This is a genomic window from Lysinibacillus sp. NPDC097214, assembly GCF_050277945.1.
Classification (GTDB): domain Bacteria; phylum Bacillota; class Bacilli; order Bacillales_A; family Planococcaceae; genus Lysinibacillus; species Lysinibacillus xylanilyticus_B.
In genome coordinates this window covers 16,037-37,453 of the sequence record NZ_JBNNSS010000001.1, presented here as the reverse complement: position 1 = coordinate 37,453, position 21,417 = coordinate 16,037, and the positions used below count along the sequence as shown (strand labels likewise).

The window sequence follows — 21,417 nt, the reverse complement described above, 5'->3', positions numbered from 1 at the left end:
CGCCTAGCCTTTCATTAAACTATCATCGATAAGCCGAATGCTAGAGTTGAAATTACCATGATTGCGACCATAGTATAAACTACGATTTTTTGAAATTTTTTATTACTCATATGCTCGTTCGCTCCTTCTTTTCTTATAAATAGTTTAGCAAATCTGAAAAATTTCTCAAGTAGTAGAGTTTTGACGAAAAAGTCTGTAAAATAGATTATGTACCATAACAGAAGGAGATGTCACCATGGAGAAAGTAGATCATATTGGGATTGCGGTCCGCAATCTTGATGAACGCATTACATATTATACAGAAACTTTAGGCTTAAAGCTGCTAAAAGTGGAAGAAGTAGAATCTCAACAGGTTCGTGTTGCATTCATAGATGCGGGTAATGTAAAAATTGAGTTATTAGAACCGATGAGTGAAAAAAGTACTATTCATGGATATATCGAAAAACGTGGAGAAGGTATTCACCATGTAGCTTTCGGTGTAACAGGGATTCGTGAGCGTATGGCAGAGCTTCGTGAAAAAGGCGTACGTCTTTTATCGGAAGAGCCAGGACCAGGTGCTGGTGGTGCAGAAGTTGCTTTCATGCATCCGAAATCATCTTTTGGTGTGTTATATGAATTATGCGATAAAAGTGGAAAAGGGGATAAGTGATCAGTATGGATATGTTCGACAAAATTAATGACTTGTATGACCGTAAGACAGTAATTGAACTTGGTGGCGGCTATGAGCGCATCGAGAAGCAACATGATAAAGGCAAATTAACTGCTCGTGAGCGTATTGAATTATTACTAGACGAAGGTACATTTTTCGAGATCAACCCATTCATTACACACCGTACAGTAGACTTCGGCATGGACAAGATGGAAGGTCCTGGTGACGGAGTAGTAACTGGTTTCGGTAAAATTAATGGACGTCCAGTATACTTATTCTCTCAAGATTTCACAGTATTTGGTGGCGCGCTTGGTGAAATGCATGCAAAAAAAATGGCAACAGTAATGGATCTAGCTGCAAAAAATGGTACACCATTTATCGGTATTAATGATTCAGGTGGTGCTCGTATTCAAGAGGGTGTACTTTCACTTGATGGTTATGGACATATTTTCTATCGTAATGCAATCTACTCTGGGGTAATTCCGCAAATCTCAGTTATCATGGGACCATGTGCTGGTGGGGCGGTATATTCTCCAGCAATTACAGACTTCATTCTAATGGTTGATAAAACATCTCAAATGTTTATTACAGGACCTAAAGTTATCGAAACGGTTACAGGTGAACAAATCTCTGCTGAAGATTTAGGTGGTTCTAAAGTAAACAACGCTGTAAGTGGTAACGCACACTTCCGCGCACCATCTGAAGAAGAAGCTATTAATGAAATTAAGAAACTATTAAGCTACTTACCACAAAATAATAAAGAAAAAGCTCCACGTCAGGCACGTCCAGAGGGTGATGACTATCGTCCAGAAATCGTGGATGCTGTACCAATCGAAACAACTCGTCCTTATGATGTACGCAAAGTAGTCGAGCAAATAGTGGACGAAGGCTCATTTATGGAAGTTCATTCAGAATTTGCGAAAAACGTAGTAGTTGGTTTTGCGCGTATTGCTGGAGAATCAGTTGGTCTTGTATGTAACCAACCTAAAGTATTAGCTGGTGGGTTAGATATTGATTCTTCAGACAAGGCTGCACGTTTCATTCGTACTTGTGATGCTTATAATATACCAATCATCACATTTGAAGACGTTTCTGGTTTCTTCCCAGGTGTTAAACAAGAGCATGGTGGTATCATCCGTCACGGAGCGAAAATCCTTTACGCATACTCAGAAGCAACTGTACCAAAAATTACAGTGATTCTACGTAAAGCTTACGGCGGTGCATACGTTGCGCTTAACTCTAAATCAATTGGGGCTGATTTAGTATTTGCTTGGCCTAACGCAGAAATTGCTGTTATGGGTGCGGCAGGTGCAGCTAATATTATCTTCGCGCGAGAAATTGCAAAATCAGAAGATCCAGAAGCAACACGTGCAGCGAAAATCGAAGAGTATAAAGAAAAATTCGCAAACCCATACGTTGCGGCATCTCGCGGTATGGTAGACGATGTTATCGATCCACGTGATACGCGTATTAAGCTAATTCAAGGGCTAGATATGTTAGCAAACAAACACGAAACACGTCCAGAGAAAAAGCACGGAAACATTCCTCTATAAAAATTGTACAAGCCTAGTAGTCATTCGATTACTAGGCTTTTCTTTTAGACTTGAATTAATTTGATACGAAAATGACAGATAATTGGCTCATCACCAATAGTTGAGGATAATATGCCGTGTATATCAGTTGATTGGAGTGAAGGCTGGGCTACTCCTTGGGGTCAGTTCACAGCGTCAAAGATGAGACCCTGGAGCGAGCAAGTAGGGGAACGAAGGCTAAGTGCATCACATCCTGTGATAACGCCTTCGTGACCAACATCGTGTTGGCCCAAGCGGCACATTGGACGCCCCCAGGAAGCTTTGCTCTGTGCGAAACCGTAGCGACAGCAACAACAAATATTTTCTGTAGCGAAAGCAAAGCGGCAGCTACAAATGTTTTACCTGTGCGAAAGCGCAGCGTCAGCAACAAAGCGCTCAGTCGGAACGGAAATCAACCACACGTTATGGAGATGAGACAGAAAATTGAAACATATTTTCATTTCATCCGTACATATAGGTAAGAGGAGTTGAGATGAATGGAATGGAAACAATTACAAAAAGAGCAAGAAATGATTCATGCACAATTAAGAACTGCCAGTAAATTAAGTGAACAAAAGGTTTTAATTGAACAGCAAATCGAGCATGCCCAACAGGAAATTTACAAACATTCTAATGCACTCAATCAAATTCGTTTGAGACTCGATAAGTTAGAAGGCTTTTCTTTTATGAATATGATTCGTACGTGGACAGGACAACAAGATGAGCTACGTGCAGAAAAAATTGATAAAGCGGCCATTCTTGAATTAAAAATAAATGAAGCGAGGAAGATGGATGTTGATTTGACGCATGATTTGGGGCAAATCAACACCAAAATTTCTCAAATTAATGAACAAGAGTTACAAGGAGCTTTAAGCCAATTAAATGCTAAAAAGAAAGGCTACTTACAAATCCATGAGCCTGAACAGGCAAAAAGGCTTGAACAATTAGCGCATGAAGAAATGTTAACAAAACAACTAATGATAGAAATAAAGGAAGCAGAAGCGGCTGGTGAAACAGCAATTACTGAGCTTGGACAAGCAGCAGAGTCCTTGCATTCCGCAAATGGATATTCAACTTGGGATACGTTTTTTGGTGGAGGATTCTTTGTTACACATTTAAAGCATGATGCACTGGATAAAACCGAAAATTATCTTCACAATGCTCAAATTGCGTTACAACGCTTCCATAACGAATTGCTGGATGTACATGAGATGTCAACGAAATCATTACAGATTGAAACAGATGGATTCGTAAAATTTGCGGACTATTTCTTTGATGATATTTTTTCAGCTTGGTCTGTCCATTCTAAAATATCCACTGCAAGAGATCAGGTCTCTCGTGTACAGGATGATGTACATAATACAATTTTGCGTCTACAGGATAAACATAACAAGGCAGATGATTATTTGCAGTCTCTGCAAAAAGAAAAAGAAACGATCTTTCAAAACGTAAATATAAAGTAACCTGTGAAAAGAATCTCCCTCTTTTTACGGGTTCGGTTGATCGGGAGAAAAACACTAAAAGTAAAGTAAATAACAACCTAATTGACACTTATTTTAACAGTAATTTAGTAGCATAAACGGCAGAAAAAAACGCTCAGTAATCTGAGCGTTTTTTGTGTAAAGCCGCCTCCGTTTGGCTGACGAAGGTTATTAAGTATCACCGTAGTATTCTGCAAAATGTAAAAAGCCAAATTTCCTCACAAGAAAGTTTCTTAATTCGCCCTGAGTAGCTTTTTCTATTGGAGGATTTGTTAGAGTGTATGCTTTGGCATTTAATTCAGCAAATTTATCTTTATCTACTTCATTATGTTCTTTATCTTCAATAATTCCTGAAGAAATTGCGGCTTTTGGATAACCAATAAAAAATATATGTGTTCTTAATGCCATACTTGGCGTTGAATGCAACAATATAATTACAGCCAACGAAGAAACAATAATTATAATTTTTTTCTTCAAGTCACCGCTCTCTCCAATTGACGTTAATGATCTATAAAATACTTTAACGTAATTTTCCATTTCATGATAAAATAGTTCACTTAAAAAGCTAACTACCATAGATAAATTATATTTTTTAAATCTTGGTGATTTACATTTCAATCGATTCGTTTTCCTGAGGTGAGCAGTGTGAATTTTTCATGAACGGTTCTGACCTGTACGATTTGATGATAATGAAAACTTGATTGGTCATGTTTGTCATTTAACCGTCCTGTCCAAATTTGTTCAGTCGTTTTTGTATACGTTAAGTGCTCCTTTCAATCTGAAAAAAGGTGCTTCCACCTAAGCCCTTCACTTTATGTGGGAAACACCTAACATTATTAGTGATTTAAAATCTTGCTTAAGAATGACTTTGTACGTTCTTCATTTGGGTTCGTGAAAATAATATCGGGTGAGCCTTCTTCCACGACGTAACCACCATCCATAATGTCAACACGATCTGCTATATCACGAGCAAATCCCATTTCATGTGTAACGACAACCATTGCCATTCCTTCACTTGCTAACTTTTTCATAACTTGAAGCACGTTGAATATTTTTATTCGACAGTATAATTGAGAATATACCACAATGTTCTGTACTACGAAAGTGATTTTCAGAAAATTTAGTTTCATCTCTCTTTTCGTTTGATAGTTTAATAAATTTCCTCTCTGTGTTAATTGGGCCAGAAGTTAATTGTTTATTAATTAAAAAATTCATTGGTTTTGTTGACAATTTAATGGGCTAATCGACATTAAATGATTAGATATAATTGAGTGAGAATAGTATAAATGCTATTTTAAGGGAATTAATAACAGCAATTATCAGGACTTTTACCCGTCTATAATTTGCGAATCGAATAGAAGCAGATATTGCAACCATCAATTCAAAAACAATGTATTCGTTTTATTTTCCCAAACGCAGCAGTATGCTAAAATATAGAAGATAACTATGACGTGGAAAACCACGTAAACTAAGGGAGTCCTACAACATGACAAGTCGTTTAGTAGAAGAGTTTTTTGAGCTCGTACAAATCGATTCAGAAACAAAACATGAACAAGTGATTGCGCCGGTTTTAATCGACAAACTAACAGCGCTTGGTTTTACAGTAGAACAAGATGATGCACATACTCGAAACGGGCATGGAGCAGGTAATATACTTGCTACGCTAAAAGGTTCATTAGATATCGAACCAATTTATTTTACTTCTCATATGGATACAGTTGTCCCGGGTAAAGGAATTAAACCATCTCTTCGTGAAGATGGCTATATCGTGTCAGATGGTACAACTATTTTAGGTGCTGATGACAAAGCTGGTCTTGCCGCATTATTTGAAATGGCTAAACGCTTAAAAGAGCAAAATATTGAACATGGTGATATTGAATTTATTATTACAGCTGGCGAGGAAAGTGGACTCGTTGGCGCTAAAGAGTTAGATCCATCTAAAATTAAAGCAAAGTATGGCTTTGCAGTAGACAGTGATGGCAAAGTAGGTGGAATTGTCACAGCAGCTCCATTCCAATCGAAAATTTCCGTTAAAATAATTGGGAAAACAGCTCACGCTGGTGTTGCTCCAGAAAAAGGAATTTCAGCGATTACGGTTGCTTCTAAATGTATTGCAAAAATGAAGCTAGGTCGATTAGATGAAGAAACAACAGCAAATATTGGACGCTTTGAGGGTGGACAGGCAACAAATATTGTGTGTGATGAAGTAACGATTCTTGCAGAAGCCCGTTCAATCGACAAAGCGAAGTTAGATGCACAGACTCAGCATATGCAGGAGACGTTTGAGCAAGTTGCTGCTTCGTTAGGAGCAAAAGCTGAGGTTGAAGTAAAGCTAATGTATCCTGGGTTCCGTGTAACAGAATCAGATAAAGTTGTTCAAGTGGCAATGGCAGCTGCACACAACATCGATCGCACACCAAAGCTTGGTATTTCAGGCGGAGGTTCCGATGCTAATGTTATTGCAGGTTTTGGCATTCCTACAGTCAATCTTTCTGTTGGATACGAGGACATTCATACAACAAATGAAAAAATCCCAGTAGAAGAGTTGGAAAAATTAGCAGATTTACTTGTTGAAATCGTAAAAGAGTCTGCTAAAAAATAACAACAGAATCGAAGGATGTGACCGTATGGAAAGTGTAAAGGCAGTAGTTTTTGCTTGTGGTACAGAGGAATATGCAGTACCTGTGGAACAAGCGATTTCGATTGAAAAGTTAGAGCAAGTAACGCCGATTCCTCATTTGCCTAAATATCTTCTCGGTTTCACAAGAATTCGAGGCGAGCTTGTGCCTGTCCTTGATTTTGAGCGTATTCTTTATAATCGTACATCTAATGCTGCAACAGCACGGATTATTGTGTTGAACACGGATGTTGTAAATTATGGATTACTTGTTACAGAAGCTCGTGAAATTCTTGATTTTGATGAGTCGGTATTAAAGCAGATGGGACTTGTCAATTATTCAAAAACACGCTACTTTACAGCTGTGGCAAATCTTGAAAATCGTATGATTACTTACGTTGACCCGAAAATACTTGTGAATTCATTAGAAGGTATACGTGAAATAATTAATTATTTGCACAAAATGCTTGAAAATGAAGAAGAAAACGTAGAGGCTTGAGTTTTTTATAATTAAGAATTAATTCAATACAATTATTTACACATCATAGTTGATGTTTTAGGCAGAATTACAAATTTGTGATTCTGCCTTTCTTTTCCTAAGCAGTAAAAGGAAAATGAATATTCGATAAGACTATTAACAAAACGTATGGTTGATTTCCGTCGCGACTGGCGCTTTGTTGTTGCTGTCGCTACGCTTTCGCACAGATAAAACAATTGCTGACGCTGCGCTTTCGCACAGAGCAAAGCTTCCTGGGCCGTCCGATGAGCCGCTTCGCTCGCTCTTGTGTTCAATTTTACTTTGGAAGTTGTAGAAAAGCATTATTATGTGATCGAATAAGACTTAGAGAAATGTTGGTAACAAGAATCCAGAAACCAAAAATATTTAAAAGACTAACACGAAGTAAACTACACCCTATAAGATAGACATTTGAAAAAAGTCTATCTTATAGGGTATTTTTGTTTCTTACCTCCAGCAACTACAAAATCACAATGTTTATCAGTGTTATAAATCGTCGGAAATAAGGGTATGAAATTGGACAGAAGACTGAAATAGAAAATAAAATCCAGTATCAAATATCAAAAAGTATGGGTTGCCGATTTGTTAATGGATCTCTTGAAGTTTTTTTTTCACCAATAAGCCAAATTAATAATAATGGAAAAATGAACGATAAAATTTAACAAAATTAATTAGAATTCAGATTAATTAAAACATTGTTAGAATATTCTGTATTTGCTATTACCGCTAAAAATTTCGTGATACAATTCTTTTCAATAATTAAATCAAAGCATTTTAATTGTTTTGTAAAGTTATTAATTCAGCGTGCTGGGAGGAAAAGGAAAATGACTATGATTGAAAAAGATGTTCAGTATTATGCGGAAAAAGGTAAACAATTAGTGGAACGAGTAGAGAAAAAAAGAGAAAACATGAGGAAAAAGAAATTCGATACGATTGCTGTTCATGGTCTTTATTCTTTAGAGGATGCACTGGAGAATAACGGAAGCATTATTGAACCAATTTACATGTCTTCGGCGCAACAATATGAAAATTCTAATCATTTGGAAGCTGCACAAGAACAGCAAATTCCTTCATGGATCTATACTAGAATTACGAATCCTACCCTGACGTATGTGGAAGAAACAATAGCAATGCTTGAAGGATATAAACTATCGGAAAAGACCAGTGCTGTCTTAACTAGTTCCGGAATGTCCGCGGTATTTATGGCAACCAATCCTTTTTTAGCAAATTGTGAAGGGGCTAATATTGTAGTCGATGCACGTTGTTATGGAGGTACATTTACCATTTTTAATGAACGGTACAAAGGAGAACGAGGTTTAGAAATTCGTTGGGTAAAAGATTCTTTGGATCTCAGTGAGTGGGAAGAAAAAATGGACGAAAATACACGTTTTGTCTATGCAGAAACTCCTGCTAACCCAAGTCTAAACTTAACGGATGTGAAGGCGCTTTCTGAAATTGCCCATAAAAAGGGGATTGCGGTAATAGTAGATTCGACTTTGGCTACTCCTGCGCTATTTAGGCCATTGGAACACGGTGCAGATATTGTGGTCCATTCAGTAAGTAAGGCAATGGCAGCAAGCGGATCAGTGATTGCTGGTGCTATCATTTCTAAAAATGATATTGTTAGTAACTTTTTATCAGAAGAAATTAAAAAGGATTTTGTAACATATGTAAAGTTTAACCCGATGCGAGATCATGGGACGGCACTATCACCTATAAGTGCATTCTTTGTCTTAAATGATTTAAGAAGTTTGCGATCAAGAGTTGATTTGATGAGCCATAATGCAATGAAGGTAGCTGAATTTTTAAATGGTCTTGACCAGGTAGAATGCGTTTCCTATCCGGGACTAGAAAGCCATCCAGGTCACAGCATTGCAAAAAGCTTAATGAAATTGGCCGATAGTGCAGATGAAAATGGCGAAGAAATCAATCGTTACGGCTATTTACTTAGCTTTAATGTAAAAGGCGGCCATCAGGCAGCAAGAGATTTACTGGATCAATTTAAGATTATTTGGACAGCAACCGATCTTGGACGTGTAAAATCAGTTGCTACACTTCCTACTATTTCTACTCATCGACAACAAGGGGACGAAGGCCGCAAGCTGGCATCATTGCCTTCCAATTTAATCCGCCTTTCTATAGGAATAGAAGATGTTGAGGATATTATCGAAGATTTGAATCAGGCATTTAAAGCTATTCAAACGAAAGCTCAAGTTCAGCATCAATAAAGTCATTGTGTTGCTAGTAAGAAGTCTTATAGGAGAGATGAACTTAGTTTAGTAGGCAAAGGGGACCGAAAATCGAAAAGGCTATACCAACTGTGAATCAAAAGATGTAATGGTAGTGGTTATATCTGTCATTGAAATCAGGTTGGTAGAAAACTTGACGAACAAACAATGTTGGTCCCCTTATTCCCAAAAAGGCAGACATGCGTTGTTTCCATGTTTTAAGAAGAGCTTCTGAATTAATCATGATGGAACGAATTGGGTTAAAGGAGGCCGAAGATTTTTCAGCATTAAGGGAAGTTAATTTTTTAATTGAACTGCCCATCTGGGAGCGAACGCTGCATAAATAAAAACTTGGGAGAGTGATCTAATGAGAAAATGGAAGACGCTTTGGTGGGTGTCAGTTTCCCAAGTGTTTGCTCTGAGTCTCTGGTTTAGTACATCAGTGATTATACCTGAATTAGAGAAAATATGGGAATTCGATTCATTCGTTGTAAATTTTATTACTGCGGCAGTCCCAGTAGGTTTTGCTTTAGGGGCATTAGTAAGCTCTTCTTTAGGCTTGGCCGATAAATTTAATGCGCGAAGCATTTTTAGCGTTTGTGCGATTGTTGGTGCTTTATTAAATGGGTGCATTATTTTTGCGCAATCTCCGTTACAAGTTGTGTTTTTGCGTTTTTTAATCGGGATCGCTCTGGCTGGAATCTACCCCATCTCGGTAAAATTTATTTCACAGTGGTATCAAAATCAGAAAGGATTTGCCATTGGCACATTGATAGGAGCCGTAACACTCGGATCGTCGTTACCACATTTAATTAGAGTGTTTTTTTACGGAATAGATTGGAGACTGATTGTTACAGCCAGCTCCATACTTTCTTTATGTGCCGCCTTTATCATTTATTTTGTGGTAGAGGATGCACCCAACAGTTCAAAACGGTCCGTGTTTTCTATTAAATTACTTAAAAAGGTTGTTAACAATAAGCCGGTCATGCTCTCTAATTACGGCTATTTCGGCCATATGTGGGAACTTTATGCCATGTGGACTTGGATTCCCATCTTTTTAAATTCTAGCTTTCAATCACAATTGCCGTCCTTTCCGGCTTGGGCAACTTCACTGGCTGTCTTCGGAATCATCGGCGTTTCCGGTTCAATCGGTTGTATTTTTGGAGGTTTGATTGCTGATTATATAGGACCGAGTAACCTAACAATCATCGCTATGACAATCAGTGCCTTTTGCTCGCTGATTATTGGCTTTACTTTTGGTCAATCTATTTGGATCACGATCTCCGTAGCAAGTATTTGGGGAATATTCATTATCGCTGACTCCGCTCAATTTTCAGCGATTATATCGAATTTTGCTGATACCGAATACGTCGGAACAGCACTAACTTTTCAAATGGCAATTGGTTTTCTTATCACAGTTATTTCCATCAATTTAATTCCCTTTGTGGTTAGGTTTACAACATGGGAATGGGTTTTTCCAGCATTAAGTATAGGCCCTATTTTGGGGATTATCTCCATGTTGCAGTTAAAAAAATATGAGGTTAAAAAGGTGCAAAACATAGGAGAAGTAAATCAATTGCAAGTGTAATTATCTGTTTGTTCTGAATATTATTGTGTGTTATATGTCTATGTAAGCTGTTAATAGCTAGATGCTCGGTAGCTAACAGGCAACTTGAAGCTCTGTGCAAGAAGAGTGTAATCAAACATTATCTGTTGGTATAGAAAACTCTCTAGCTTCATTATTATCTTGATCAAGCATTTGAAAAATATATTTTTATGGGATGGTGAAATCTGATGAAAATAACAACACATAAGTTAGCCTTAATTGGCTTTGGGAATGTAGGGCAAGGGCTGGCAACGATTATCTCTAGTAAAAGTGCAGAACTTGAAGAGCTTGGATTGAATGTCCAAATTGTTGCTATTAGCGATCCGATTAAAGGAAGTATCTACAATCCTAATGGTTTAAATGCAGATTTACTATTGGAAACAGTTCAAAGCGGAAACACTTTGGATACTCTTCCAGCTCCATATACTGGCTGGTCTGCTTTACGCACTATTGAGGACGCCGATATTGATACGGTTGTGGAACTTGCTTATACAGATTTAAAAACTGGTGAACCTGCATTGACTCATATGGAAACTGCATTAAGACGGGGTCTGAATGTTATTACTACGAACAAAGGGCCTGTTGCTTTGCATTATGATAGACTCATGCAATTGGCTAAAGAAAACAACGCGTATATTCGAGTTGAAGGAACCGTAATGAGTGGGACACCAACCCTGTTATTTGGAACAGAACACTTGCTAGCAGCAGGTATTACAAAGATTGAAGGGATTTTGAATGGAACAACAAATTACATCATTACAAGAATGATGGAAGGAAAAAGTTATTCTGAAGCGCTTTGTGAAGCACAGGAGTTAGGGTATGCGGAGGCTGATCCTACAGGTGATGTAGAGGGATACGATGCTGCCGCCAAGGTAGTCATACTTGCGAACTTGCTGATGAAACAATCTCTCAAGTTACAGGATGTCGATCGCAAAGGAATCTCAAAATTAACGCCTGAAGATATTATGAAAGCAAAAGAAGAGAATGAATGTGTGAAATTGATTGGAAGAATTGAGTGCTCTACAAAAGGGTGTACAGCAGAAGTCCGCCCTATGAGAATCCCAATTTCTCATCCACTTGCATCCATCCAGGGCGCAACAAATGCAATAACTTATACTACTGATATCCTAGGTGAAATCACTCTTATTGGACCAGGAGCTGGGAGGATGGAAACTGGATATGCCATTATAGCTGATTTAATGGCCATTCATAAAGAGTACTCACGATCGGCCATAGGTCAATTTGAAGAAGAGGTAAAGATATGATAAACATGACAACCATAGAAATAATGGATAAAAAGATGCTATTGAATGGAGCATGGGTATCGAGGGACGAGTATATGGAGATTCGGGACCCACAGGATGGCAAGTTGGTTGGGACTGTACCGTTAGCTAATTTGGATGATGTGGAACTTGCTCTTGAAGCGGCAGTTCATGGGAGTGAAAGGGCTCGGTCTATGCCAATCCATCAGAGAATTTCTATTTTGCGGAAAGCTGCCGAAGAACTAGAAAATCGAGTAGAGGAGTTTGCTAGAGTTATAGCCCTTGAAGGAATTAAAACAATTCGTGAAGCCCGTAAAGAAGTTGTACGTTGTGTGGAAACCTTACGTATTTCTTCAGAAGAAGCTAGACGGATCAAGGGTGAGACGATACCGTTTGATCAATTTCCTGGCTCAGAAAATAAAGTCGGTTACTATTTACGTGAGCCTGTGGGGATTATACTTGCCATCACGCCATTTAATGACCCTTTAAATCTAGTGGCTCACAAAATAGGACCAGCTATTGCCGGTGGGAATGCCATCATATTAAAGCCGCACGAAGAGACACCTCTATGTGCGCTAATGCTTGCAGAAGTGTTGATAAATGCTGGACTTCCTGAAGGGGCATTGCAAGTTATTACCGGTATAGGGAGCGAAATCGGTGAAAAATTGGTTACAGATTCTCGTGTTCGCATGGTTTCCTTTACTGGTGGACGATTGACCGGTGAAAAGATTATTAAAATGGCCGGACTAAAAAAAGTCAGTATGGAATTAGGGAGCAATGCTCCTACTATTATAATGAACGATGCAGACTTAGATCTGGCAGTCCCGTCTTGTGTGAGTGGAGCATTCTGGGCAGCTGGCCAAAACTGCTTACATGTACAGCGTCTTTTGGTACACAGTGACATTTATGATTTGTTCAAGGAGCGCTTTATTACCTTTTCCGGCAGTTATCAGGTTGGAGATAAGCTTGATGAAAATACGGATATGGGACCACTTATTAATGAGGAAGCGGCAAAAAGGGTGGAAAAATCAGTTGATGAAGCATTGGCCAATGGAGCTAATCTCCTAATGGGCGGGAAAAGAAACGGAAATTTCTATGCACCAACTCTTCTTGAAAATGTACACAACACGAGATTATGTTACGAAGAAATTTACGGTCCGGTGACGATTATTGAAAGTTTTACGAACTTTGAAGATGCTATCACCCGTGCTAACTCAGTAGATTATGGGTTGCAAGCTGCCATCTTCACACGCAATTTAGAGACAGCATTTAAAGGCATGGCTGATCTGAATGTAGGGGCAGTAATGATCAATGAAAGTACGGATTATCGCATGGATGCAATGCCTTTCGGTGGTACGAAAGGATCAGGATTGGGTCGTGAAGGTGTGTCCTTTACTTTGATGGAAATGACAGAACCAAAAGTAGCTTGTTTCACTATCTAATCACTATCGAAATCTATTATAAAAAAGCATTAAAGGGGGGATATTTATGTTTGAACAAATTGTTCATACCGTTAACGGGTGGCTGTGGAGCCCTGTATTGGTTGTTTTCATTGTTTTATGCGGTTTTTATTTTAGTTTTCGCACTAGATTCATGCAGATTCGTCACATTAAGGAAATGGTTAGACTGGTAACATCAGGGAAGGCTTCCGATGTGGGGGTTTCTCCGTTCCAGGCATTAATGATGTCTTTATCAGGCCGTATCGGCGTAGGAAACATCGCTGGAACCGCAACAGGTATTGCTTTTGGAGGACCTGGTGCCGTCTTTTGGATGTGGTTCATTACCTTTATCGGTGCAGCGTCAGCTTATGTGGAGTCGACTCTTGCTCAAATCTATAAAGAAAAGCAAGATGAAGGATATCGTGGTGGACCTGCATTCTATATTGAAAAGGGACTTGGCTGGAAATGATTTGCAATGGTTTTCGCAGTGGCAACTTTGTTTTCTATGGCTTTTTTATTGCCAGGTGTACAGGGAAATGCAATTGCAGATGGTTTTCATAACGCTTTCGGCCTTGACAAAAAAATCACGGGTCTAATCGTTGTCGCACTTATTGTTTTTACTATTTTTGGGGGAGTTAAGCGTATTGCTAGAGTTGCAGAGTTGATCGTTCCTATTATGGCAATTGGTTATCTGTTAATTGCACTAATCATAATAGGGATTAATTTTGGAAATATTCCGGAGGTATTCGAGCTGATTTTTGAAAGCGCTTTCGGAACGCAAGGAATGTTTGGAGGTATTATTGGCTCAGCTATTATGTGGGGAGTTAAACGCGGTCTATATGCAAATGAAGCCGGTCAGGGTACAGGGGCTCACCCAGCGGCGGCGGAAGAGGTATCCCACCCAGCGAAGCAAGGTTTAGTACAGGCATTTTCCATTTACTTGGATGTATTCTTAGTTGTTACAGCAACTGCAATGATGATTTTATTTACAAGTCAATATAATGTTATTGATGAGAAAACGGGAAAAACAATAATTGAAAACCTTCCGGGAGTTGAACCGGGAGCTGGTTACACGCAAGCGGCAGTTGATTCCCTCCTACCAGGATTCGGTGCAGGATTTATTGCTATTGCCCTGTTCTTCTTTGCCTTCACGACCATATATGCTTTTTACTATATCGCAGAGACAAACCTTGCATATCTAGTACGTGGGAAATTCAGAGGAATTGCTTTTGTTGTACTAAAATTAGTCCTTTTAGGTTCCACTTTCTATGGGTCAATAAGAGCAGCCACAACAGCATGGGCAATGGGGGATATAGGACTCGGAATTATGGTATGGCTGAATTTAATTGCTATTGTATTGTTATTTAAACCAGCAGCTATTGCATTAAAGGATTACGAAGAGCAGCTTAAGGAAGGGAAAGATCCAGAATTCAATTCATCTAAATATGGTATTAAGAATGCTGATTTCTGGGCAAAGGGGTACGGCAAGTCAAAATCAATAGAGCAAGAGAAGGAGACAGAGAAGGTGGAAGAGAAAGAGGAAGTGAACATAATATGAAACTTTCATCCGTTTGAAACTGACGTTCAATCATTTTTATCCTATTACCTAGATCCCTCCTAATCCAAGGAGGTTAGAAAGGAGAATATCCAAATGACAAATCTTATAGTAAATCTCACTGCAAATAGTTTTATAGATGACATCAAAGAGGAGGTAATTGGCTGGAGGAGGTATTTACATAAATATCCGGAGCTGTCCTTCCATGAAGAAAAAACAGCTCAGTTTATATATGAAACACTTCAAACTTTTGAGGGTCTGGAATTATCTCGTCCAACCAAGACGAGTGTCATGGCTCGTCTAATCGGTGATAAACCTGGAAAAGTAATGGCCATACGAGCAGATATAGATGCGCTTCCAATTCAAGAGGAAAATACATTTGATTTTGTGTCCGAAACTCCCGGCGTTATGCATGCGTGCGGTCACGATGGGCATACAGCTATGCTTCTTGGTACAGCTAAATTTCTGGCTGGCATGAAAGATAAAATAAACGGAGAAGTACGCTTTTTATTCCAACATGCTGAGGAGTTGTTTCCGGGAGGGGCAGAGGAGATGGTACAAGCCGGTGTAATGGATGACGTTGATTTGGTCATTGGAGCACATCTCTGGTCTCCACTTGAGGTTGGAAAAGTTGGAGTAGTATACGGAGAGATGATGGCGGCCCCAGACTATTTTTCAATTACTATAAACGGAAAAGGCGGACATGCGGCTATCCCACATCAGACAGTGGATTCTATCGCGGTTGCGGCACAGGTTGTGACTAATCTTCAGCATATTGTGTCAAGAAATACCGATCCATTGGATAAATTAGTTGTCTCTATCACTCAGTTTGTTGCAGGTAACTCATTTAATGTAATCCCGGGCTCTGTTTTAATCCGTGGAACTGTGCGTAGTTTCGATGCCCAACTAAGAGAAATTGTTCCAACCCTTATGGAGAGAGTGGTAAAAGGAATCACCGAGGCTCATGGTGCTAATTATCAATTTGATTATCAATATTGTTATCGTCCAGTCATCAATGATAAAGAGGTTACCGAGGTCATCGAAGAGACTGTGCGTGAAGTATTCGGTGAAGAGGCGATTGACTTCATGAATCCTAATATGGCTGCTGAAGATTTTTCTGCTTTCCAGCAGAAAGCACCTGGATGTTTCTTCTATGTAGGTGCAGGAAATAAGGAAAAAGGCATCATTTATCCACATCATCATCCGCGTTTTACTATTGATGAAGAGTCATTATTTATTGGTTTTCAAATGTTCGTTCAGTCTACCTTTAAATTTTTGGCTAAATTCAATGAAAATGAGAAGTAAAGGAGTGTTGTTTATATGAAAATAACTCATGTACTTTCGTTAGTGCCTTTCATAGGGATACTAGGGGGGATTTTTTTCTCAAATAGAGTAACACCATATGTAATGGGTATGCCATTTATTCTCTTTTGGTTTGTTCTGTGGGCACTTCTGACGTCTTGTATTATGGCAGTAGTTTATAAATTAGACATAGCGAATAAGGAAGGTGAATAACCGATGAACATCGCACTTTTAATCATTTTATTCTTTTTGCTAATATCTATCTTTCTAGGTATACGGGCACGAAAAGGGAAGGATATGAGTCTTGAACAATGGACGGTTGGAGGAAGAGGGTTTGGCACGATATTTGTCTTTCTTCTGATGGCTGGTGAACTCTATACTACATTTACGTTTCTTGGCGGAAGTGGTTGGGCATATGGAAAGGGTGCACCTGCATTTTATATTATTGCTTACGGTTGCTTAGCGTATGTCCTATCTTATTGGCTACTTCCTCCTATTTGGAAATATGCAAAAGAAAAGAATTTAATTTCACAACCAGATTTCTTTGTCAGTAAATATAAAAGCCCATATCTCGGTATTCTTGTTTCCATTGTTGGTGTAATTGCACTTATACCTTACATGGTAACGCAACTAAAAGGTCTAGGAATTATTGTTTCGGAAGCATCCTATGGCCAAATATCGCCAAATGCTGCCGTATGGATCGGTGCAATTTCTGTAACGGTCTACGTGATGATCTCAGGTATTCACGGCTCGGCTTGGACGGCAGTAATTAAAGACATTATGATTTTTGCAGTTGTCGCATTTCTTGGGATTTATCTACCCATTCATTATTATGGTGGATTCCAGAATATGTTTGAAGTGATTAATACTAATAAACCAGGATTTCTAGTGCTACCGGAACAAGGAATGAGCATAAGCTGGTTTATTTCCACTGTAATATTATCAGTACTTGGGTTTTATATGTGGCCTCATTCCTTTGGCTCAGCTTTTTCCGCTAAAAGTGAAAAGGTATTTCGAAAAAATGCGATCATAATGCCAATCTATCAACTAGTCTTACTATTCGTTTTCTTTGTGGGATTTGCAGCCATTTTACAAGTTCCTGGATTAGAAGGGGCGAAAGGAGATCTCTCATTATTAAGGCTTGCTATTCAAACCTTTGATCCGTGGATTGTTGGGGTAGTTGGTGCGGCTGGATTATTAACTGCAATTGTACCAGGCTCTATGATCATAATGTCTGCTTCTACTTTGATTGCCAAAAATATTTATTCGGTATTTGTCCCTAGCACTACAAATGAGCAAATAACCAAATTAGCCAAGTATTTGGTTCCTGTTCTGACGCTAATCTCAGTATATTTTACGATCCAAGGCGGGACTGCAATTGTTTCATTGCTATTAATGGGATATAGCCTTGTTACTCAACTTTTCCCATCCCTTATATTTAGTTTATTTAAAAGAAATTTTGTTACGAAGCAGGGAGCGTTCATTGGAATCTTGACAGGAGTAGCAGTGGTAGCATTTGTTACGATTTCGGGTACTACAATGGCAACCATGTTTCCTGGACTTCCACAACCTATCCAAGATCTAAATGTAGGTATCATCGCTTTACTAATTAATACAATTGTTATGGTTATTGTTAGTGCGGTTACTATGAAGAGCCCTGTAAAAGTAAAATCGAGTAGCTCAAATGAACAGGAGGGACTGTTATAACCAAAGTTTGCGAAGGAAAACTATATTAAACTAGCTTAGACCATATTGAGTATGCAGAGAGATTTTTTTCTAGGATGTCAATGAACAGTAATCAAAGCATCGGGGCGAATAATTATGCATAAGCGATAATTTTTTTCTTTTCCTTATTCCGTAGAAAATATATAATATGGAATAATATACGAGAAAAGAGGGGTTTTATGATAGAATCAACACCCGCTAAGAAGGCTTTGGATGAATTAGATTTGCTTATTCTGGATCTGCTTCAAAAAGAATCTCAGTTGAGTAACGCAGATTTAGCTCGACGGGTCAAGCTTTCTCCTCCTGCCACTCATGCAAGGGTCAAACGACTTGAGAATGAGGGTTTCATTAATCGGCACGTGGCTATCCTTGATCAAGGCATGTTTGGTTTTACTCTAATATGCTTTATTTTTCTTAGCACCAATCTTCATCAGGTAGAACAGCTTGAGGAGTTTGAGCAGGAGATCAAATCAATGCCTGAGGTACTCGAGTTTCAATGCCTAACGGGTGAGTACGACTATATGTTGAAAGTAGCGAATAGAAATAAAGACGAACTGCAAAAATTTATCAGAAAATTAAATTATTTTACCTTTGTTGGGCGGATTCAAACGATCGTTTCAATCAGGGAAATCAAGCATACTACGATATTGCCTATCGTTTAACGAACAGAGGTTACGATGATAATAGAAAGACGACATGCCTTATTCTGGCTTTCGATTTCTTAAGTCATAGAGGTTATTTTAACTTCTTCGTCAATCTGTTCCTTAATCCAAAGAATAAAGCCGATGATTCCTTAAAGAAGGAAAAATCGGCTTTATTCATGGCGATTGTTAAGCGTATGTTTTCCGCGTTTAGTTGATGAGATCCAAAGGCGGGCAAAGAAAAGAGTAAGTAGACTTTTGGGCTTATCAAGGCAACTATCTCAGATTATCTGAGAGGAGGTTTCAAATTAATCCAGAGGAAAATGAACAACCTTAATCCAGTGAGTGACCGAATTAAGGTTGTAAAATGAATTTTCTTTTTTTAGTCTATATAGAATGAAGGTGGAATCAGAATTCAAGATATTCACAGGGGAGTTATGCTTCGCAGGAAGAGTCTAAAATTTAGCTTGGTATTGTTCGAGCTCCCAAGAGTGAACAACTGTGCGATAATGATTCCATTCTGCTTTCTTAAGAGCAACGTATTCTTTAAAAACATGGTCACCTAGCACATGTAAGCCAATATCCCCATTTTCAAATGCTTCAATGGAAGCTTCCAGACTTCCGGGCAATTCCTCAATGCCACGATCCATTCGATCCTCTTTAGACATATGGAAGATATCATCGTTTATAGAATCTACAGGAATCAGTCCTTTTTCTACACCATCTAAACCAGAAGAAGCAATTATCGCAAACGCCAAATAAGGGTTAGCAGATGGGTCTGGGCAACGAAGTTCAACACGAGTTGCATTGCCCCTTTTCGCTGGGATTCGGATTAAGGCAGAGCGATTGGAAGCGGACCAAGCGATATAGCAAGGTGCTTCATAGCCAGGGACTAGGCGCTTGTAAGAATTCACAAGTGGATTTGTTATGGCTGTAAAGTTCTTCACGTTTTGCATTAAACCTGCGATAAACTGGTAGGCTGTCTCCGATAATTGAAGATCGTCATATGCGTCATAAAATGCATTTTGACCTTCTTTAAAAAAAGACAAATTAACGTGCATTCCAGAACCATTGACTCCAGAAATCGGTTTGGGCATAAATGATGCGTGCAAACCAAACTTCTTTGCAATTGTTTTTACGACCCATTTGTAAGTGGTTGCATTGTCCGCAGCCTCAAGTACATCTGCGAATTTGAAATTGATTTCGTGCTGGCCAATAGCCCTCTCGTGATGAGTTGTTTCGATTGTAAACCCTATTGCTTTTAGAGCACGATAAATTTCTAAACGAACAGGTTCTCCTAGGTCGTTAGGTGAGGGTTCGGCGTATCCTGCCTCATCATGTGTTTTATTCGTAATCCTTCCATCCGTATCTCTTTGGAATAAGAAAAACTCAAGTTCAGGACCAGCAAAAATGGTATAGCCCTGTTTTGAAGCTCTTTCTACAGTTTTCTTTAATATGTTCCGTGTGTCTCCTTCATATAGAGTACCATCCGGATTTGTAACACTACAGAGGAAGCGAGCCTCGGAATAATTGGCTTCGACAGACCAAGGCAAAATTGCGAAAGTATTTAAATCGGGTTGAAGGTATAAATCTGATTTATGGATAGGGGAAAAACCAATAACTGAAGAGCCGTCAAACATAATCCTTCCTTCTATTGCGTCCTCTAATTGTTCAACTGTAACAGTCACTTGCTTAAGCGTCCCTTCAATATCTACGAATTGTAAATGTAACAATTCAACCATATGTTCATTAATCATTCGCTTGACTTCTTGAACTTGACTTTCATAATTTGCAATTGTAAGCATGTAGATTACCTCCTCTGTGTTAGGTTATATGACATGTAATGCCATTCCATGTAAGTAATACTAACACTAAATTGATTTGTAGTATCTATATTTTTGTGTTTTTAAAAATAAATGAATATTATTCTTTTATTTTGGTATTTAGAAAAATTTTATTAAAAAAAATATCAAAGGATAGGGAAAATGCATATAGACTTTCACAAGGGAGTTAAAGTATCCGGCGAGTGCCACGGAATTCGGAAAGGAGTTAATATAGGATGTTAGCCTAAAATCATCGCATTCAATGCGATAACGGCTAACTGACATGTATCGGTAAAAAACGCCAAGTTCTGTGGCATTACCGAAATGACTGACATCGTATCGGCCCTCATGTTGTTACCGTCTCTTCGCTTTCGCACAGACAAAACCAAGTTGTTACTGACGCTTCTCTTTCGCAAAAAAACATCTACAGGCCTAAGCACAAAGCTGATTTCGGACGCAATTACGAATATATCTATCTATAGTATAAATAAGTAAATAATTATTATTAGGGAGGTATTTGTCACATGGATTCAAAGAAAAAGGAAACACCAGAAGAAAAAAGAGAGCGTTTGAGACAAAGTGAATTAAAAAACAATCCTACTGGTGCACTAAACGATGGAGTCAATAGAGGGAGTAGTGGGAATTTAAATGGTATGGGTTGGAAAGAAGCGCTTGTATTAATTTTAGTGTTATTTATAAGATACATTACGTACAAATTGTTTTTCAGTTAAAGCAATCTTTATAGATAATTACTTCTACTGTTTTATTTTGATATAGTAAAAATAACCTGTGTTCTTATTATCTTATTCGAAAAGATGTTAATAAAATTATGCGTTTTACCTACAGACATCTCCTTTCTAACGTCGTATTATGTAAGGTAAGAAAACTACTGTAAAAGGCAAACTTCACCGAAAGGGAAGGACGCAAAGCCGTGAGTCTAAACACTATTTTTTTAGTGCATGATCGTCAGGTTGCCAGGTTCGTTCTATGAGCCTCGGCAA

The 21,417-nt window shown here is 38.5% G+C and carries 18 protein-coding genes, 2 pseudogenes and 1 riboswitch; of the genes and pseudogenes, 15 read left to right on the top strand and 5 right to left on the bottom strand.

Translation table 11 applies throughout. From position 1 onward, the window contains the following. Window positions 1-14: 14 nt before the first annotated feature. Window positions 15-110, bottom strand: a complete 96-nt coding sequence (prli42, locus tag ACQKMI_RS00175; protein WP_323647026.1) for a stressosome-associated protein Prli42 — start codon at window positions 108-110, stop codon at window positions 15-17. 125 nt (window positions 111-235) lie between these two features. On the opposite strand from prli42, the gene mce reads away from it, so the two are divergent. The 3 genes from mce to ACQKMI_RS00160 all read left to right on the top strand — a co-directional run bounded on the left by mce (window position 236) and on the right by ACQKMI_RS00160 (window position 3,683). Then, window positions 236-649 carry a methylmalonyl-CoA epimerase gene (gene mce / locus ACQKMI_RS00170; protein WP_427486634.1) on the top strand — a complete coding sequence of 138 codons (414 nt, stop codon included), beginning with the start codon at window positions 236-238 and terminating at the stop codon, window positions 647-649. A 5-nt stretch (window positions 650-654) separates the two neighbouring features. After that, window positions 655-2,202, top strand: a complete 1,548-nt coding sequence (locus ACQKMI_RS00165; RefSeq protein ID WP_323647024.1) for an acyl-CoA carboxylase subunit beta — start codon at window positions 655-657, stop codon at window positions 2,200-2,202. 515 nt (window positions 2,203-2,717) lie between these two features. Next, entirely contained in the window at window positions 2,718-3,683 is a 966-nt protein-coding gene (locus tag ACQKMI_RS00160; protein WP_427486633.1) for a hypothetical protein, read from the top strand. Between the two features lie 189 nt (window positions 3,684-3,872). Here ACQKMI_RS00160 and ACQKMI_RS00155 read toward each other — a convergent pair whose 3' ends face one another. Further along, entirely contained in the window at window positions 3,873-4,319 is a 447-nt protein-coding gene (locus ACQKMI_RS00155) for a hypothetical protein (RefSeq protein ID WP_427486631.1), read from the bottom strand. 218 nt (window positions 4,320-4,537) lie between these two features. After that, window positions 4,538-4,744: pseudogene (locus ACQKMI_RS00150) on the bottom strand (peptide ABC transporter ATP-binding protein); the annotation flags it as partial. Between the two features lie 443 nt (window positions 4,745-5,187). Here ACQKMI_RS00150 and ACQKMI_RS00145 point away from each other — a divergent pair. The 11 genes and pseudogenes from ACQKMI_RS00145 to ACQKMI_RS00095 all read left to right on the top strand — a co-directional run bounded on the left by ACQKMI_RS00145 (window position 5,188) and on the right by ACQKMI_RS00095 (window position 18,614). After that, window positions 5,188-6,303, top strand: coding sequence for a M20/M25/M40 family metallo-hydrolase (locus tag ACQKMI_RS00145; protein WP_427486629.1), 1,116 nt, complete (start codon window positions 5,188-5,190; stop codon window positions 6,301-6,303). A gap of 25 nt (window positions 6,304-6,328) precedes the next feature. Next, window positions 6,329-6,817, top strand: coding sequence for a chemotaxis protein CheW (locus ACQKMI_RS00140; RefSeq protein ID WP_427486628.1), 489 nt, complete (start codon window positions 6,329-6,331; stop codon window positions 6,815-6,817). Window positions 6,818-7,659: 842 nt separating this feature from the next. Further along, on the top strand, window positions 7,660-9,063 hold the full coding sequence (locus tag ACQKMI_RS00135) for a trans-sulfuration enzyme family protein (RefSeq protein WP_427486627.1): 1,404 nt from the start codon (window positions 7,660-7,662) through the stop codon (window positions 9,061-9,063). 367 nt (window positions 9,064-9,430) lie between these two features. Continuing rightward, a complete protein-coding gene (locus ACQKMI_RS00130) occupies window positions 9,431-10,651 on the top strand; it encodes an MFS transporter (protein WP_427486626.1) in 1,221 nt (406 codons plus the stop codon). A gap of 206 nt (window positions 10,652-10,857) precedes the next feature. Next, window positions 10,858-11,934: a homoserine dehydrogenase gene (locus ACQKMI_RS00125; protein WP_427486625.1), complete on the top strand. Its 1,077-nt coding sequence runs from the start codon at window positions 10,858-10,860 to the stop codon at window positions 11,932-11,934. Continuing rightward, window positions 11,931-13,373 (top strand): aldehyde dehydrogenase family protein, encoded by a 1,443-nt coding sequence (locus tag ACQKMI_RS00120; RefSeq protein ID WP_427486624.1) that lies wholly within the window; start codon window positions 11,931-11,933, stop codon window positions 13,371-13,373. Before ACQKMI_RS00125 ends, ACQKMI_RS00120 begins: the two co-directional genes overlap by 4 nt. A 46-nt stretch (window positions 13,374-13,419) precedes the next feature. Next, window positions 13,420-14,928: pseudogene (locus ACQKMI_RS00115) on the top strand (alanine/glycine:cation symporter family protein). 93 nt (window positions 14,929-15,021) lie between these two features. Further along, window positions 15,022-16,230 carry a M20 family metallopeptidase gene (locus ACQKMI_RS00110; RefSeq protein WP_427486623.1) on the top strand — a complete coding sequence of 403 codons (1,209 nt, stop codon included), beginning with the start codon at window positions 15,022-15,024 and terminating at the stop codon, window positions 16,228-16,230. A 15-nt stretch (window positions 16,231-16,245) separates the two neighbouring features. Next, window positions 16,246-16,440: a DUF3311 domain-containing protein gene (locus ACQKMI_RS00105; RefSeq protein ID WP_427486622.1), complete on the top strand. Its 195-nt coding sequence runs from the start codon at window positions 16,246-16,248 to the stop codon at window positions 16,438-16,440. A 3-nt stretch (window positions 16,441-16,443) separates the two neighbouring features. After that, window positions 16,444-17,934 (top strand): sodium:solute symporter family protein, encoded by a 1,491-nt coding sequence (locus ACQKMI_RS00100; RefSeq protein ID WP_427486620.1) that lies wholly within the window; start codon window positions 16,444-16,446, stop codon window positions 17,932-17,934. 197 nt (window positions 17,935-18,131) lie between these two features. Then, window positions 18,132-18,614 carry an Lrp/AsnC family transcriptional regulator gene (locus ACQKMI_RS00095; RefSeq protein ID WP_427486619.1) on the top strand — a complete coding sequence of 161 codons (483 nt, stop codon included), beginning with the start codon at window positions 18,132-18,134 and terminating at the stop codon, window positions 18,612-18,614. Window positions 18,615-19,048: 434 nt separating this feature from the next. Here ACQKMI_RS00095 and glnA read toward each other — a convergent pair whose 3' ends face one another. Further along, window positions 19,049-20,398: a type I glutamate--ammonia ligase gene (gene glnA, locus ACQKMI_RS00090; RefSeq protein WP_427486618.1), complete on the bottom strand. Its 1,350-nt coding sequence runs from the start codon at window positions 20,396-20,398 to the stop codon at window positions 19,049-19,051. A 257-nt stretch (window positions 20,399-20,655) separates the two neighbouring features. After that, complete coding sequence (locus ACQKMI_RS00085) at window positions 20,656-20,793, bottom strand: hypothetical protein (protein WP_427486617.1); 138 nt, start codon at window positions 20,791-20,793, stop codon at window positions 20,656-20,658. Window positions 20,794-20,940: 147 nt separating this feature from the next. Here ACQKMI_RS00085 and ACQKMI_RS00080 point away from each other — a divergent pair, with 147 nt between their 5' ends. Then, window positions 20,941-21,147 (top strand): DUF6366 family protein, encoded by a 207-nt coding sequence (locus ACQKMI_RS00080; protein ID WP_427486615.1) that lies wholly within the window; start codon window positions 20,941-20,943, stop codon window positions 21,145-21,147. Between the two features lie 156 nt (window positions 21,148-21,303). Further along, window positions 21,304-21,395: riboswitch (cyclic di-GMP riboswitch) on the top strand. The last annotated feature ends 22 nt before the right edge of the window (window positions 21,396-21,417 follow it).